At 72.8% G+C, this 14482-nt stretch carries 14 protein-coding genes; 12 read left to right on the top strand and 2 right to left on the bottom strand.

Annotated features, from left to right (window positions below; genetic code table 11):
* Window positions 1-182: 182 nt before the first annotated feature.
* Window positions 183-1379: a UDP-N-acetylglucosamine--N-acetylmuramyl-(pentapeptide) pyrophosphoryl-undecaprenol N-acetylglucosamine transferase gene (locus AB0K82_RS05375; protein WP_364393011.1), complete on the top strand. Its 1197-nt coding sequence runs from the start codon at window positions 183-185 to the stop codon at window positions 1377-1379.
* A 74-nt stretch (window positions 1380-1453) separates the two neighbouring features.
* Here AB0K82_RS05375 and AB0K82_RS05370 read toward each other — a convergent pair whose 3' ends face one another.
* On the bottom strand, window positions 1454-1549 hold the full coding sequence (locus AB0K82_RS05370; RefSeq protein WP_364393008.1) for a DUF397 domain-containing protein: 96 nt from the start codon (window positions 1547-1549) through the stop codon (window positions 1454-1456).
* 102 nt (window positions 1550-1651) lie between these two features.
* Between AB0K82_RS05370 and AB0K82_RS05365 the strand changes: the two genes are divergently transcribed.
* Window positions 1652-2086 carry a hypothetical protein gene (locus AB0K82_RS05365; RefSeq protein ID WP_364393006.1) on the top strand — a complete coding sequence of 145 codons (435 nt, stop codon included), beginning with the start codon at window positions 1652-1654 and terminating at the stop codon, window positions 2084-2086.
* 560 nt (window positions 2087-2646) lie between these two features.
* On the opposite strand, the gene AB0K82_RS05360 is transcribed toward AB0K82_RS05365, so the two are convergent.
* The gene (locus tag AB0K82_RS05360) at window positions 2647-3573 is read right to left on the bottom strand and encodes a putative protein N(5)-glutamine methyltransferase (RefSeq protein WP_364393004.1); all 927 of its coding nucleotides are present in this window, start codon (window positions 3571-3573) and stop codon (window positions 2647-2649) included.
* A gap of 317 nt (window positions 3574-3890) precedes the next feature.
* Here AB0K82_RS05360 and AB0K82_RS05355 point away from each other — a divergent pair, with 317 nt between their 5' ends.
* The 10 genes from AB0K82_RS05355 (at window position 3891) to AB0K82_RS05310 (ending at window position 14287) form a co-directional block, all read left to right on the top strand.
* Window positions 3891-4772 (top strand): glycosyltransferase family 2 protein, encoded by an 882-nt coding sequence (locus AB0K82_RS05355; protein WP_364393003.1) that lies wholly within the window; start codon window positions 3891-3893, stop codon window positions 4770-4772.
* The gene (locus tag AB0K82_RS05350; RefSeq protein WP_364393000.1) at window positions 4769-5908 is read left to right on the top strand and encodes a GNAT family N-acetyltransferase; all 1140 of its coding nucleotides are present in this window, start codon (window positions 4769-4771) and stop codon (window positions 5906-5908) included. The genes AB0K82_RS05355 and AB0K82_RS05350 overlap by 4 nt, the downstream gene beginning before the upstream one ends.
* Window positions 5905-6870, top strand: a complete 966-nt coding sequence (locus tag AB0K82_RS05345) for a glycosyltransferase family 2 protein (protein ID WP_364392997.1) — start codon at window positions 5905-5907, stop codon at window positions 6868-6870. Before AB0K82_RS05350 ends, AB0K82_RS05345 begins: the two co-directional genes overlap by 4 nt.
* Window positions 6863-7636 carry a polysaccharide deacetylase family protein gene (locus tag AB0K82_RS05340; protein ID WP_364392996.1) on the top strand — a complete coding sequence of 258 codons (774 nt, stop codon included), beginning with the start codon at window positions 6863-6865 and terminating at the stop codon, window positions 7634-7636. The genes AB0K82_RS05345 and AB0K82_RS05340 overlap by 8 nt, the downstream gene beginning before the upstream one ends.
* Window positions 7637-7686: 50 nt before the next feature.
* The gene (locus AB0K82_RS05335; protein ID WP_364392994.1) at window positions 7687-11256 is read left to right on the top strand and encodes a hypothetical protein; all 3570 of its coding nucleotides are present in this window, start codon (window positions 7687-7689) and stop codon (window positions 11254-11256) included.
* Window positions 11256-11678, top strand: a complete 423-nt coding sequence (locus AB0K82_RS05330; protein WP_364392991.1) for a hypothetical protein — start codon at window positions 11256-11258, stop codon at window positions 11676-11678. The genes AB0K82_RS05335 and AB0K82_RS05330 overlap by 1 nt, the downstream gene beginning before the upstream one ends.
* 337 nt (window positions 11679-12015) lie before the next feature.
* Entirely contained in the window at window positions 12016-12405 is a 390-nt protein-coding gene (locus AB0K82_RS05325; RefSeq protein ID WP_364392988.1) for a hypothetical protein, read from the top strand.
* Between the two features lie 287 nt (window positions 12406-12692).
* Window positions 12693-13115, top strand: coding sequence for a hypothetical protein (locus AB0K82_RS05320; protein WP_364392986.1), 423 nt, complete (start codon window positions 12693-12695; stop codon window positions 13113-13115).
* A 44-nt stretch (window positions 13116-13159) separates the two neighbouring features.
* On the top strand, window positions 13160-13510 hold the full coding sequence (locus tag AB0K82_RS05315) for a hypothetical protein (protein WP_364392984.1): 351 nt from the start codon (window positions 13160-13162) through the stop codon (window positions 13508-13510).
* Window positions 13511-13756: 246 nt separating this feature from the next.
* Window positions 13757-14287 carry a hypothetical protein gene (locus AB0K82_RS05310; RefSeq protein WP_364392982.1) on the top strand — a complete coding sequence of 177 codons (531 nt, stop codon included), beginning with the start codon at window positions 13757-13759 and terminating at the stop codon, window positions 14285-14287.
* Window positions 14288-14482 lie beyond the last annotated feature (195 nt).

Here is a 14482-nt window from a genome sequence, read left to right as displayed (position 1 = left end):
TGGAGAGCGTCGCGACGTGGATGATCTCGCTGCTGGACCGTGACAAACGCGTCGTACGCGGTCGGCGGCGCGGGGCGGGATGAATCACATGCACGCGATTTCCGCGCCCCGCCCGCGCGGGCCTGGCTAGCGTGGGAGCCGCCGGCTCGAAATCGACCGGTTACGTCGACCGAGGTTGCTCCGTGAACAATGAGATCGTCGCCCACCCGCCCTTCCACGCGGAGCAGCCGCTTCGCCTGATCGTCACGGGTGGAGGGACAGGCGGCCACACCTACCCGGCTCTCACCGCGGTACGGACTCTCAACGCCCGGCTGCAGGGCGCCGGCCGGTCTCTCGAGGTGCTGTGGGTCGGCAAGGCGGACAGCCTGGAGTCCCGCGTCGCCGCCGGCGAGGGCATCCCCTTCGCCTCCGTCGTCACCGGCAAGATCCGCCGTTCCAGCAACCCGATCAAGCTCCTGTCACCGGCCAACGTGAAGGACATGCTCCGGGTCCCGCTGGGCATCCTTCAGGCCCGCAAGGTCATCTCGAAGTTCCGCCCGGACGTGGTCCTGGCCACCGGCGGCTACGTCGCCGTCCCGGTCGGGATCGCCGCCGCCAGGCTGTGCCACCGCCCCCTGGTGGTCCACGAGCAGACGGTCCGGCTCGGCCTGGCCAACCGGAGCCTCGCCGGCCGGGCCACGCGCGTCGCCGTGTCCTCGGAGTCGACCCTCCCGTTGCTGCCCGAGAAGTACCGTGCGAACGCCGTCGTCACCGGCAACCCGGTACGGCCGGAGGTCCTGCACGGCCGGCCGGAGAAGGCGATCCACGCGCTGACCCTGAACGGCTTCGACCGCCGTCTCCCCACCGTCTACGTCACGGGCGGGGCCCAGGGATCGCAGCAGATCAACACCCTCGTCGCCGGCATCCTGCCGTGGCTGCTGTCCCGCGCCAACGTCATCCACCAGTGCGGACCGGACAACCTCGCCGGGCTCCGGCAGCACACGGCGTCCCTGCCGCCGGAGCTCGCCGCCCGCTACCTGCTGACCGACTACGTGGGACCGGAACTGCCCGACGTCCTCGCGCTGGCCGACGTGGTGATCTCCCGGAGCGGCGCGGGCACGATCGCCGAGCTGACCGCGCTCGGCAAGGCCGCGGTATTCATCCCCCTCGCATCGTCGGCCGGCGACGAGCAGGCGCACAACGCACGCCACCTCCAGGAGACCGGCGCCGCCGTCGCCCTCCTCGGCGAGGCGACCCCGCAGGCCCTCGGCGCCGCCGTGGAACCCCTCCTCGCCGACCCGGCGAGGCGGTCCGCCATGGCCGAACGCGCACGCGCCGCCGGCCGCCCCGACGCCGCCGACCGCCTGGTCGACGTCCTCCTGTCCGTCGCAGGTTCCTAGCCGGCCGACCTGGGGCGGTCACGTACAGGAAAGCCCCCGGCCATCGGGCTCGGGGGCTTCCTCATGCAGACCGCTCAGCGGACGACGGCGGCCACTTCGACGCATTCCCCGGACTGGCTGCCGCGTTCGCTCGTCCGCCAGGCGGCGTTCGCCGGGGCGATCACGGCCATGGGTACACGTCGCCGACCGTGAAGATCCCGAACTGCATGACGCGACCGGTGGGCGCCCCTCGCCGTCAGGGCCTGGGCTTTCGTTGCGGATCGGTCAGGTATGTGTCGCACGATCCGGGTCCTGGTCTCGGAGCTGCTGACGAACGCCGTCAACGCACGCCCGCGCCCTGCGCGAATGGCCCATACGACGCCTGGCCGCTGCGTCTCGACGTCGCCGCCTGCAACCGGTGGACGTACTTCGCGGTCACCGACCCGGACCACCGGCCGCTGCCCGCATCCGATGAGGGCGGGCAACTCGTCGAGCACGGACGCGGCCTCGGAATCGTCGACCACATCGCCGCCACCCGATGGGTCACCTACGCGGAGCACGGCAAGACGGTGCACGTCGTCGTCGCCGCACCCGGCGTCACGTTAACGCCCGACGAACTGCAGCAGATCCGGAAGACGCGCCCAGGACAGAGCCGGTCCGGCGGAACCGGCCCCGTGCTCAACGCCGAGGATCGTGGTGGCGTCAGCGACGAGAACCCACGGCATTGACGGCGGCTTCCCGCTCGCCGTGCGACGTGGCTGCCATTAGTGACCGGCGAAACACGACGATCGGGGCATCGCACCGGCCACACGGACTCGTCGTATCGGTCGGCCGAGCGGGCGGTCCGGACATCCGTTGGTCCGCCCCCCATCGCGTACCGCATGCTCGGCGATCGCAAGTCCAGAAGGGGCCGAAGCCCACATATCAGCGCCCCGAGCGGACCTTTGCCGAGCATCCGGTACGTCCCCCCGCACGACCGCCCCAGGGACCCGACGGACAACCGCCGCAAACCACACGCCTGCGTGGCGCCTTCTCCCCCACAGGCGTCTACCCAGACGAGAATTCGTCTCCCGTGAGTAGACGGCGCAGAACTCAACGGGCCCACCCGTCGAGGACCCCGGCGAGGGCCCCGGCGAGGCGGCTGCGTACCGAAAGCTCGGCGACCGCGAACGCGGAAGAGGACAAGGCCCGCGTATCGGCGCCGCAGGCGGCCCCTTTGCCGAGCATCCGGTACGGCGGTGAGGGCGCCGCTCACGTCGATCGCAGGTCCCGGGTCTCGTCCGGCGGTCTACACGAGGGTGCCGACGATGACCGTGGCGTCGGTGTCCTCGCAGGTCGCCACCCGAAAGGAGAGGCCGGCGCGGGCGATGGCCTCGCGAGCAGCCGGAACCTGGCGGTCGCTCGCCTCGAAGAGCAGGTGACCGCCCGGCGCGAGCCACTCCGGGGCCTCGGCGGCGACGCGGCGGGCGACGTCCAGGCCGTCCGCGCCGCCGTCCAGGGCGACCCGCGCCTCGTGGTCGCGCGCCTCGGCGGGCAGCAGGGCGACCTCGCCGGTGGGGACGTACGGCACGTTGGCCAAGAGGACGTCCACCCGGCCGCGCAGCGTCGCGGGCAGCGGCTCGTACAGGTCGCCCTCGTACGCCCGGCCGCCGACGGCCGCGAGGTTGCGGCGGGCGCAGGCCACGGCCGCCGGATCGATGTCGGCGGCGTACACCTCGGCCCTGCCGCGCCCCTCGGCTCGGCCGTCCGCTTCCGCCCTGACATCCGCTTCCGCCCTGACATCCGCTTCCGCCCTGACATCCGCTTCCGCCCTGACATCCGCTTCCGCCCTGACGTCCGCTTCCGCCCTGACGTCCGCTTCGGCCCCGCCGAGCAGCGCGGCGAGCGCCGCGCCGAGCGCGCCCGAGCCGCAGCACAGGTCGAGGACCACCGCGCCCGGCCGGGCGAGGGCGGCGGCCTGCCGGACGAGGAACTCGGTGCGCCGCCGGGGCACGAACACGCCCGGATCGACCGCGACCCGTATTCCGCAGAACTCGGCCCAGCCGAGGACGTGCTCGAGGGGCAGGCCGGCGACGCGCCGGTCCACCATCGCGGCGAGGTCGCCGGGCGTGCGCGCGGTCTCGAGCAGCAGCCGCGCCTCGTCCTCGGCGAAGACGCAGCCGGCGGCCCGGAGCCGGGCGACGACGGCGGAGGGGGACAAAGAAGAGGTCGACATGAGAGACGGCAACCCTACTCGCGCCGTTCCGCACGGCGCACCCCACGCCCCCGCTCGCGCCGTTCCGCACGGCCCGCTATTCGGGCTGTGCCGCACGATGCGCCCCATACCCACCCAAGCCGTCCCGCGCGGCTTCGCCGCAGGTCGGGGGGTGGTGAGGTCTCCGTCACCGCGCGGATCCCTCCGGCTGACGTAGGTCGGTTGCGTCATGCGGGGGAGGGCTTTCGGCGCCGTCCGGCAGACGATCGATGGTGTCAGTCGACCTCGGCAGGATCTCGTCCCCTCCGAGTCTCCCCTGCCTAACCGGGGGCACCACCATGCACGAGCCGGACTTCTTCCACGGCGCCGGCGTCCGAACCGGCGCGCTCCTGCATCATCTGGACATCGCGCGACACCGCACGTCATGGCCGACCGTTACGGCCGTCATTCCCACCCTCAACGAAGCCGCCAATCTGCGATGGCTCCTGCCCCGCCTGGCCGGGGTGGACGAGGTCGTCGTCGTCGACGGCGAGTCCGCGGACGGCACCGCCGACGTGGCCCGGCGGCTGCGGCCGGACGCCGTCGTCATCAGCCAGCCGCCCGCCGGGAAGGGCGCGGCGATGCGGGCCGGTTTCCGGGCCGCCACCAGCGACGTCATCGTCGCCATCGACGCCGACGGCAGCATGGACCCCAGGGAGATCGACGCGTTCGTCGCGTTGATCTGCTGCGGGTTCGACGTCGTCAAGGGGTCCCGCTACTGCGTGGGCGGCGGCTCCGACGACCTCACGCTCCTGCGCCGGGCCGGGAACCTCTGGCTGACCAGGCTCGCGAACGTGCTGTACGGCGTGCGCTGGACCGACCTGTGTTACGGGTACATCGCGCTGCGCCGTTCCGTCGTCGACCGGCTGGGCCTGGCCGCCGACGGGTTCGAGATCGAGACGGAGCTGTGCGTCAACGCCGTCACCACCGGGCTGCGCATCGCCGAGGTGCCCAGCCACGAACTCGACCGCAGGTCCGGCGTCTCGAAGCTGAACGCGGCCCGGGACGGCCTGCGGGTGCTGCGCACGATGGTCCAGGGCCGGCGGCGACCCGCGAACCGGCCCCGGCCGCGGACCGCCCCGCCGCACGAGCGGGCCCCGCGCGAGCGGGCGGCTCTGGAGCGGCCCGCGCGCGAGCGGGCGGCCCTGGAACAGGTCCACCTGGAGGAGGCCCCCGGGTGAGGTTCGAGATCACGCGCCCGGCGGACCTCGGGGAGCCGGAGCTGGCGCGCTGGCGCGCGCTCCAGGGCGCCGGCCCGGCGCTCGGCAACCCGTTCCTGTCTCCGGAGTTCACGCTGGCCGTGGGCCGGTTCCGGCCCGACGCGCGGGTGGCCGTGCTGAGCGACGGCACCGGCGTCGTGGGCTTCCTGCCGTACGAGCGGCACGCGCTCGGGCTGGGCCGCCCGATCGGCGCCGGCCTGACCGACTGCCAGGGCCTCATCGGGCCGCCGGATCTGGAGTTCGACGTACGGGCGCTGCTGCGCGCCTGCCGCCTGTCGGTGTGGGAGTTCGACCACCTGCTGGCCGACCAGGCGGCGTTCGCGGCGTACCACGCCGAGACCCGCGTCGAGCCGGTGATGGACCTGCGCGCGGGGTTCGCCCCGTACGTGGAGGAGGCGCGGAAGCGGTCGCCGAAGACGCTGAAGACCGTCCGGTACAAGGAGCGCAAGCTCGGCCGCGAGGCCGGGCAGGTGACCTACACGTTCGATGAGCGGGATCCGGCGGAGCTGGGGCGGCTGATGGCGTGGAAGTCCGACCAGTACCGCCGGACCGGCCGCACCGACCGGTTCGCCGTGCCCTGGATCGTGGCGCTGGTGACGCATCTGCACGAGACCGGCGTGGGCGTGCTCAGCGTGCTGCGCGCGGGCGACCGTCCCGTCTCCGCGCACCTGGGCCTGCGGGCGGGCCCGGTCATGGCGGGCTGGTTCCCCGCGTACGACGTGGAGTTCGGCCGGTACTCCCCCGGCATGGTCGGCCACCTGCGGATGGCGGAGGCGGCGGTCGGCGCCGGGATCGGCTGGATCGCGATGGGCCGGGGCGGCCGGGAGTACAAGGACTGGCTGAAGAACGCCGAGTTCGCGATCGCCGAGGGCCGCGCCGCCCGCGTGTCGGCCGCCGCCGGGCTGCACTGGATCCGCGAGGCGCCCGTGCGCCGGGCGCGCAGCGCGGTCCTGGCCCATCCGGCGCTGTACGCGGGGGCGGACCGGATGCTGCGGACGTACGCCAGGCTGCGCGCGAAGGGCCGCGCGGCCGGGCGCGCCGCGGTCGGGGAGGCGACGGCCGGGCGCGCCGCGGTCGGGAAGGGGAACGCCGCGTGAAGATCTCCGTGGTCATCTGCGCCTACACCGAGCGGCGCTGGGACGACGTCCTGGCCGCCGTCGAGTCCGTACGGGCCCAGCGGCTCGCCCCGCAGGAGATCATCCTCGTCGTCGACCACAACGACGCGCTGCTGGACCGCCTGCGGGCCGCGCTGCCGGACGTCCGGGTGCTCCCGAACACCGGGCCGCGGGGCCTGTCCGGCGGCAAGAACACCGGCGTGGCCGCGGCGGGCGGCGAGGTGGTCGCGTTCCTCGACGACGACGCGGTCGCCCACCCCGACTGGCTGTCCGTGCTGGCCGCCGGGTACGCGGAGCCGGACGTCGCCGGGGTCGGCGGCCGTACGCTGCCGCTCTGGCCGTCCGACGCGCCCCGCTGGTTCCCCGAGGAGTTCGCGTGGGTGGTCGGCTGCACCTACCGCGGGATGGCCGCCGGACCGATCCGCAACCTCATGGGCGGCAACGCCTCGTTCCGGCGCGCGGCGTTCGAGGTGGCCGGGGGCTTCCGCAGCGGGATCGGGCGCGCCCCGGGCAAGCGGCCGCTGGGCTGTGAGGAGACCGAGTTCTGCATCCGGCTGCGCCAGGCCGCGCCGGAGACGGTGTTGCTGTTCGACGACCGCGCGGTGATCTGGCACCGCGTGCCCGGCGAGCGGGCGCGCTTCGCGTACTTCCGCACCCGCTGCTACGCCGAGGGCCTGTCGAAGGCGATGGTCACCCGGAGCGTGGGCGTCGGGGACGGGCTGGCCAGCGAACGCCGGCACGCGCTCGTCGAGCTGCCGCGCGGCGTCGGGCGCGAGATGCGCGCCGCGCTCACCGGCGACCCGGCCGGGTTCGGGCGGGCCGGGGCGATCGTGGCGGGGCTCGCCTTCACGCTGTCCGGGTACGCCGCGGGCTCCCTCCGGCCGTCCCGTGACACCGCCGGTTCTCACCGGGCGTCCGGTCCCCTCAGGAGGTCCCATGGGTGACGCGCCGCCCGCTCCCGTTCCGATCCTGATGTACCACTCCATCGGCGGCTCGGACCGGCTCGCGGTCCGCCCGGAGGCGTTCGCCGAGCAGCTCGCCTATCTGCGGGACACCGGCCGCACGCCGATCACCTTCGGTGAGCTGGCCGAGGGCGGCCCCGCGCCCGTGCGGCCGGTGGTGATCACGTTCGACGACGGGTACGCCGACTTCCACGAGCGGGCGCTGCCGCTGCTCGACCGGTTCGGCTTCCGCGCGACGGTGTTCGTGACCACCGGCTGGATCCGGGACGCCGGGCCGTACGCCGCTGGCCGGCCGCTCGGCCGGACGCTCAGCTGGAGCCAGGTCGCGGAGATCGCGTCCTGCGGGATCGAGGTCGGCGGGCACGGCCACAGCCACGCCGAGCTCGACCAGCTCCGTGACGCGGTGCTGCGCACGGAACTGCTGCGCAGCAGGCGGCTCCTGGAGGACCGCGTCGGCCGTGCCGTGACGACGATGGCCTACCCGTACGGCTACTCGAGCGAGCGGGTGCGCCGCGCGGTCCGGGCGGCGGGGTACGACGCGGCGTGCGCGGTCGCGAACGCCCTGGCGGCCGACGGCGGCGACCGGCTGGCCGTGCCCCGGGTGACCGTACGGGCCGGCACGTCGATCGCCGGGTTCGAGCGGGCGCTGTGCGGCTGCGGATTCCTCGTCGACCACGCGCTGACCAAGGGGTACGCGGTCGTCCGCCGGTCGCGCTACGCCGTACGACGCCTCCGAGGAACCGTGTGACGCGCCTCAGGACACTTGCGCGAACGGACGAAGGGGCGACACTGGAGCCCATGGCGGCCCTGCGGAGCGAGCTGTCCAATCCGCTGTTCCGCAACGCGTACGCCCTGATGATCAACGGCGGGCTCACCGGCGTGCTCGGGCTCGGCTACTGGCTCCTCGCCGCCCGGTTCTACCCGCCCGCCGAGGTCGGCCGGCAGTCCGCGCAGAACCAGGCCATGATGTTCCTCGGCGGGCTGACGGCGCTGAACTTCATCCTCATCCGGTTCGTCCCGGAGATGGGGCGGGGCACGAGCCGGCTCGTGCTGCGGACGTACCTCGCGGGCATCACGGCCGCCGCGACGCTCGCCGTCGGCTTCCTGCTCACGCTGGGCTGGTGGGGTCCGTCGTTCGCGCACCTGTCCGGGGCAAGCACCGGGATCTTCTTCGTCGTCTCCGTCGTCTCGTGGAGCCTGTTCACCGCCCAGGACGGGGTGCTCACCGGGTTGCGGCACGCCACCGGCGTGCTCGGCAAGAACACGCTGTTCGCCGCCCTGAAGATCGTGCTGCTCGTGGCCCTGGCGGGCGCGCTGCCGGACGACGGGATCGCCATCTCCTGGGTGCTGGCCGCGCTGCTCCTCCTCATTCCCGTCGAGGGGCTGGTCCACCAGCGGCTCATCCCGCGCCACGCCGCCGCGACCGACGGCGACCGGCCGGTCCCGACCGGCGCGGAGATCGGCCGGTACCTCGCCGGCGACTACACCGGAACGCTCTTCTACTACGCCCTGTGCAACCTCGTGCCGGTCGTCGTCGCCACCCGCCTCGACGCGCGCACGAACGCGTACTTCTACCTGGCGTGGGTGCTCGGCGCGACCGTCGACGTGCTGGCCGTCAACATGGCGACGTCGCTGACGGTCGAGGGGGCGTTCGACGCCGGCGGGCTCGCCGCCGCCTGCCGCTCGGCGCTGGTCCGGATCACGCTCATCCTCCTGCCCGCCGTCGTGGTCATCCTGCTCGGCGCCCGGCTCGGCCTGTCCGTCTTCGGCCCCGGGTACGCCCGCGAGGGCGCCCCGCTGCTGCGGCTGCTCGCCCTGGCCGTCCTGCCCAAGGCGCTGATCGAGGTGTACATCGGCGTGCTGCGCGTCCGGCGGCGCACGCGGCTCGTCGCGCTGCTGCAGGGCGTGCGGTTCACGGGCGTGCTCGGGCTCCTGCTCCTGCTGCCCGGCGGCGCGCACGCGACCGGCCCCGGGTACGCCGTGCTGACCGTCACCGTCGCGCTCGCCGTCGCCGTCCTCCCGGCCATGCTCCGGGTGGTCCGTCCCGCGCCACCGCCCATCGCGGCGCCCGAAGACCTCGCGACGACCGAGGCGGAGCCCGGAGCGGCCCCCGAGGCCGTCCCCGAAGCGGGGCCTGAGGCGGGGCCCGAGGCCACCCCCGAGGCGGAGCCCGAGGCCACCCCCGAAGCGGACCCTCAGGCGGGGCCCGGAGCCGGGTCCGAAGCGGGGTCTGGGGCGGGGCCCGGCGCCGGGTTCGAAGCGGTGCCTGAGGCGGGATCCGAGGACGTGGTGGTGCCCCGTCCGGTGCGGTCGCCCGCCCGGCGGGTCGCCGCGCGGCGGCCGAGCAGGGCGCGGGCCGCCTGGCCGGTGTGGGCGCTGTTCGCCGCCGGCCTCGGCCTGTACTGGCTGCCGCTGCGGCACGTGCGGCTCGCCCGGATGAACGGGTACGGGCTGATCTCGGTGCTGCCGGTCGCCACCCTGGTGGGCGCCGGGCTGCTGGTCGCGGCGTTCTTCGGCACGCTGTGGCTGAACCGGCAACGCCGGGTGCTCCTGCTCCTGCAACTCGTCTCGATCGTCGTCGCGCTGCACGGCCTGGCCCCGGCCCTTGAGCCGTACGCCCGGCCGGAGACGGCCTGGCAGCACTACGGGTTCGTGGAGTACATCCGGCGGACCGGCGCGGCGGACTACGCGCTGGACGCGCGGTTCAGCTGGCCGGGGTTCTTCGCGCTCGTCGCCTTCGTGAGCCGGGTGGCCGGCCTCCGCGACCTGGAGCCGCTCCTGCACTGGGCGCCGGTCGCCGCGCAGGTGCTCTACCTCGCGCCGCTGTACCTCATCCTGCGGACGATGCGCGCGAACTGGCGCGCGTGCTGGCTGGCCGCGTGGCTGTTCGTGGTGGTGGACTGGGTCGGGCAGGACTACTTCAGCCCGCAGGGCTTCACCTACCTGCTGTACCTGCTGTTCGTCGGCGTGCTGCTGAACTGGTTCCGCCCCCCGGTGCGCCCCGCCGACTGGCGGCCGGGCACGGGCCGGCTCCGGGCGTTCGTCCGCGGGCCGCTGGCCGCCGGGGACCGGCCGCCCGTCGACGCCCCGGTCGGTACGCGCACCGTCCTGCTGGTGCTCCTCGTGCTGATCTTCGCGGTGACCACGGCGAGCCACCAGCTCACCCCGTTCCTCACCCTGTTCACCTGCGCGGGACTCGTGGTCGTACGGCGCTGCACGGCCCGTGGCCTGCCGGTCCTGCTCGCGGTGATGGTGGCCGGCTGGGTCGGGTTCATGGCGACGGCGTACTGGGCCGGGCACATCGGCGACCTGTTCTCCGGCGCGGGCGCGCTGCTGTCCAACCTGACCGGCGGGGTCGCCGGCCGGGTGAGCAACGGCAGCGAGAGCCTGGCGACGGTGCAGCTCGTGCGGATCCTCATCGCTGCCGTGACCATGTCGCTGGCGTTCTACGGGGCGGTACGCCGGCGGCTGCACCGCCTCGACGACCGGGTGGCGCTGGTCCTGCTGGCCGCGCCGTTCCTCGCGGCGGGCCTGCAGAACTACGGCGGCGAGATCGCGCTTCGGGTGTACTTCTTCGTCCTTCCGGGCGCCTGTCTCCTCGCGGCGTACGCCTTCTTCCCGGCGACCTTCGCCGCGCCCCGCCGTACCCTCGCGGTCGGCGGCGCGGCGCTGTGCGGGCTGCTGCTGGCGGGCGGCTTCCTGTTCGTCCGCTTCGGCAATGAGACGTTCGAGCAGGTACGGCCCGGCGAGGTGCGGGCGTTCGAGACGATGCTGCGGCAGACCCCGACCGGCGTGATCAACGTCGTGTGGCAGGCGGACCCGCAGGACGACGCCGGGTATTTCCCGATGATGCCGTGGGGCGAGCGGGCGATGGAGCGGTTCGACTACACCGCCGTCCGCGCTCCCGCGAACCCGTCCGACATCTCCCGGATCGTCGCGGCGCTCCAGGAGCAGCCCGGCGGCTACTTCGTCACCAGCCGGGCCAACGAGGCCTACAACCACTACAACTACGGCCTGCCCGCCTCGTACGCCGGCCGCATGCGGGCGGCGCTCGCGGCCGCTCCGCAGCTCCGCCCGGTGTTCGTGGACGGCGACGCCGCCGTCTACGCGCTGCGCACACCGCCGCCGGGCGTCCCGGCCGCCCCGGTCCGGGCACGGCACTTCCGGTTCGGCTCGACGCGCTGGACCCCGATCGGCCTCGTGGTGCTCCCGCTGCTGATCGTCCTCCTGGTCGCGCGCGAGGCCGTACGGCTGCGCCTCGGGCCGGGCCAGGAGCGGCGGCTGCGGCCGTTGACCCGTGCGTCCGTCTTCCTGCTGCTCGTCCTGATGGCAGTGATCGTCGAGCGTTTCCTGGCGTTGGGGTCGTGATGCGCGGACGACGAATGCTCCTCCCGGCGGCCGCGACGCTCCTCCTCGCCGGCCTGGTCGCCGTCGCGCTCCTGCCCTCCGGCGCACCGCGTCCCGGTCCGCTCGTCCTGGCGCTGGCCCTCGGCACGCCGGCCTGCTGCACGGCCTGGCTGCTCGCCGGTCTCGACGGGGCGGCCCGCGGCATCCTGGCCGGCCTGGCGGCGATCGCGCTGAACGCCGCCGTCGCCGAGGTCATGCTGGTCTGCTCGATGTGGTCGCCGCGTGGCGGACTGGTGGCCGTGGCGGCCGTCTCCGCGGGACTGATGGTCCCGGCCTGGGCAATCCGCGCGGTACGCGCCAAACGCAAGAATTCGCCGGAAACGCCGCTTAGTGACTCGGTGAGAATGGACGACGACGACGAGTCCTGGGCGTTCGACGGCTGAGCACGGAGGCCGCGGCCGCAGGAATCGCGTCTCGAACCTAGCGGCGGCGGAGTGGCCCGCCGACCGCGACACACCGTGCGCGGCGGACTCCAGGACAAGATCCGATCTTGCTCAGGAGATTGGTCCGTCCATTGTGCGGGGCCATGAGCGGACAGGTCGCAGAACAAGGCGAAAAGTCCGGTTTCTTGAATTCGCTCTTTAGTGCCATCTTACCCTGTAGTGATCTAGCCGAGAAAGTGCGCGGGAATGTTACAAACAACGGCGTCCACCCGATACCGGGCGGCCAGCGCCGTTTCGCGAAGGCCATCGCGCCATTCCGAGATATAAGGAGACCGACGTGCTGAAGAAGACGTTCGCCATCGGTGGTCTGGCTATCGCCACCGCCTCGGGTGCGATTCTGACCGCTTCCCCGGCGTCCGCCGTGCCCGCCTGGGGCGGCGGCGGCTGCTGTGGCGGAGGAACCTGGTCGTCCAGCCACTTCCGTCACTTCTCGCACCACCGCAACTTCAACGCGAACGAGAACGACCTGTTCAACCACATCCGCCTGCGCATCCGCAACCGCAACAACAACGTTGCGATCGCCCGGAACGACCAGGCGCAGGCCCAGCGTGAGAACCAGTTCCAGTTCGAGCGGCAGCGCCAGCGGCAGGACGAGCGGCAGCGGCAGGAGGAGCGGGACCGCCGGGAAGACAACCGTCCGGGCGCCCCGGGCGCCCCGGGCGTCTGAGCCCAGGGGGGCTGACCCAAGGCGGTGATCGCCGGCATCACACGGCGGTGGCTTGAAGAACCACGCGGTGCAATCCGCAAGCCGTCCGGTCAGGAAAGGGCGCCGGAGAGAACCTCCGGCGCCCTTCTCCCCGACGACGAAAGGAGATCGGCGTGCATAAAAGGAGAAGCGCCTCTCTCGGCTTGGTGGTATCGGCCACCGCCGGCATCCTGCTCGCAGGCTCGCCGGCGAACGCCCAGGCCGACCTCGCCGGTTACTGGCACCACCATCGCCACAGTTTCCGTTTCATGCACAGACACGGACACGTGAGCCTCAACCACAACCGTCCGCGTATCTTCATTCGGATCTTCATCTACAACCGGAACAACAACGTCGCGATCGCCCGGAACGAGCAGGCCCAGGCGCAGCGTGAACGGCAGTTGCAGTTGCAGCGGCAGCGTGGGTTCGAGCGGCGACGGGACGGGGACCCCGGCACGGAAACGCGCCGCCCCGCTCTCCGGTCCGCGAGCGCTCCCCTGGCCGCACCCGCCGGGACGACCCAGCAGGTCCGGCCACAGGTCGCCGGCGGCCCCAGCGCCGCACGCGACAACGGCGTCGCACGTGACAACGGCGTCGCGCGCGATCCCGGCACCGCTCCGGCCCGCCAGAGCGCGAGCCAGAGCGCGAGCTCCGACGAAGGCGCCGGGAGCAGCGAGTGGCAGACGCCCTGACCACCTGCCACATCATTCGAAACGAGCACTGACAGGAGATTGAGATGTCGAAGAAGTCCTTCACCATGGGCGGCCTCGTGATCGCCTCGGCCGCAGGCGTGCTGCTCACCGGCTCGCCCGCGTCCGCCACGCCCACCTGGGGCGGCGGCGGTTGGGGTGGCGGCGGCTGCTGCTCCTCGCACCGCAACCACTTCTTCTTCGCGAACCGTCACCGCGCCTTCAACGGCAACGAGAACGACATCTTCAACCACATCCGCCTCCGGATTCGCAACCGCAACAACAACATCGCCGTCGCGCGGAACGAGCAGGCTCAGGCCGAGCGGCAGAACCAGTTCGAGCGGCAGAACCAGCGGCAGCGGGACGACCAGTTCCAGGACGAGGCGGGGCGCCGCTGAAGCACCGGCCACCTGACCCGGGTGGCGTAGCGTCCAGCGATGTGGACCACGTCGGCGACTCGAACCGATGGGGGTGGCGGTGACACCGCCTCCGAACAAAATAAGCGGCCTTTTCCTGCAGATCATGGCATCAGCCAGTAGGTAAAGAGTCGCCGACAGAATGACCAGCCCCGGGGCAGGGAGTACGAACTCCCGCCCCGGGGCTGGTGTCGTCTTCGCCGCTTTTATAGGCAACTTACGCCGAGATTGCCGCCCGAGGAGGGTCATCGGGAAAGTACGGCTATGGCGCCCAAAACGGGCGCTGATGGCCATCGGGCCATTTCCGGCAAGAAGGAGATGAACGTGCTGAAGACGACAAGCGTCGCCGGCGGCCTCATAGCCGCCGCCGCTACAGCCGGCATCCTGCTCACCGGTTCGCCCGCGTCGGCCCAGGTTCCCACCTGGCACGGACACCACCGGTTCAGCTCGCACAACCACAACCGGAACCGAAACGTCAACGTCAACCGAATCATCGTCCGAGTCCGCGTGCACAACCGCAACAACAACGTCGCCATCGCCAGGAACGAGGGGTTCCAGCCCCGCCGCTTCTTCGGCCGCGGCTTCGTCGACCGTGGCTTCGTGGACCGCGGCCGCGGCTGCTGCCGCCGGTTCGACGACGATGACGACTTCATCGGCCGTGGCCGGTTCTTCGGTGACAGGGACGGCGGTGCGACGGCGGTCATTCGCGGCGGCGACGTGTTCGCGCGCGCCGGTGACGCCCGCGCGTTCGTCGACTGACCGGAACGCCGATGCGTTGCCGGATGACGACGGCGACGGTCGGCGTCGGACGACCGCGCCCTGAGGCGTACGGCGGGGCGTGACGGTCCACCGCACAGGGGCGGGCGGCGGGGCCCGGCGGGGCCCCCCCGGCGCACATCGGCCACCCCCCCGAGGGCGAACTCTATCACGCGTCCAGCCAGGACCCCGACAGGC

The organism is Actinoallomurus sp. NPDC052274 (genome assembly GCF_040679475.1).
Lineage (GTDB): Bacteria > Actinomycetota > Actinomycetes > Streptosporangiales > Streptosporangiaceae > Actinoallomurus > Actinoallomurus liliacearum.
The sequence above is the reverse complement of the archived record's forward strand: the minus strand, read 5'-3'. Positions and strand labels throughout refer to the sequence as shown.

Excerpts from the sequence above, each read along its gene's own strand:
- AB0K82_RS05340 (WP_364392996.1), top strand. The coding sequence starts at position 6,863 with ATGGGTGACGCGCCGCCCGCTCCCGTTCCGATCCTGATGTACCACTCC.
- AB0K82_RS05335 (WP_364392994.1), top strand. The coding sequence starts at position 7,687 with ATGGCGGCCCTGCGGAGCGAGCTGTCCAATCCGCTGTTCCGCAACGCG.
- AB0K82_RS05330 (WP_364392991.1), top strand. The coding sequence starts at position 11,256 with ATGCGCGGACGACGAATGCTCCTCCCGGCGGCCGCGACGCTCCTCCTC.
- AB0K82_RS05370 (WP_364393008.1), bottom strand. The coding sequence starts at position 1,549 with ATGGCCGTGATCGCCCCGGCGAACGCCGCCTGGCGGACGAGCGAACGC.
- AB0K82_RS05360 (WP_364393004.1), bottom strand. The coding sequence starts at position 3,573 with ATGTCGACCTCTTCTTTGTCCCCCTCCGCCGTCGTCGCCCGGCTCCGG.
- AB0K82_RS05320 (WP_364392986.1), top strand. The coding sequence starts at position 12,693 with ATGCACAGACACGGACACGTGAGCCTCAACCACAACCGTCCGCGTATC.
- AB0K82_RS05355 (WP_364393003.1), top strand. The coding sequence starts at position 3,891 with ATGCACGAGCCGGACTTCTTCCACGGCGCCGGCGTCCGAACCGGCGCG.
- AB0K82_RS05315 (WP_364392984.1), top strand. The coding sequence starts at position 13,160 with ATGTCGAAGAAGTCCTTCACCATGGGCGGCCTCGTGATCGCCTCGGCC.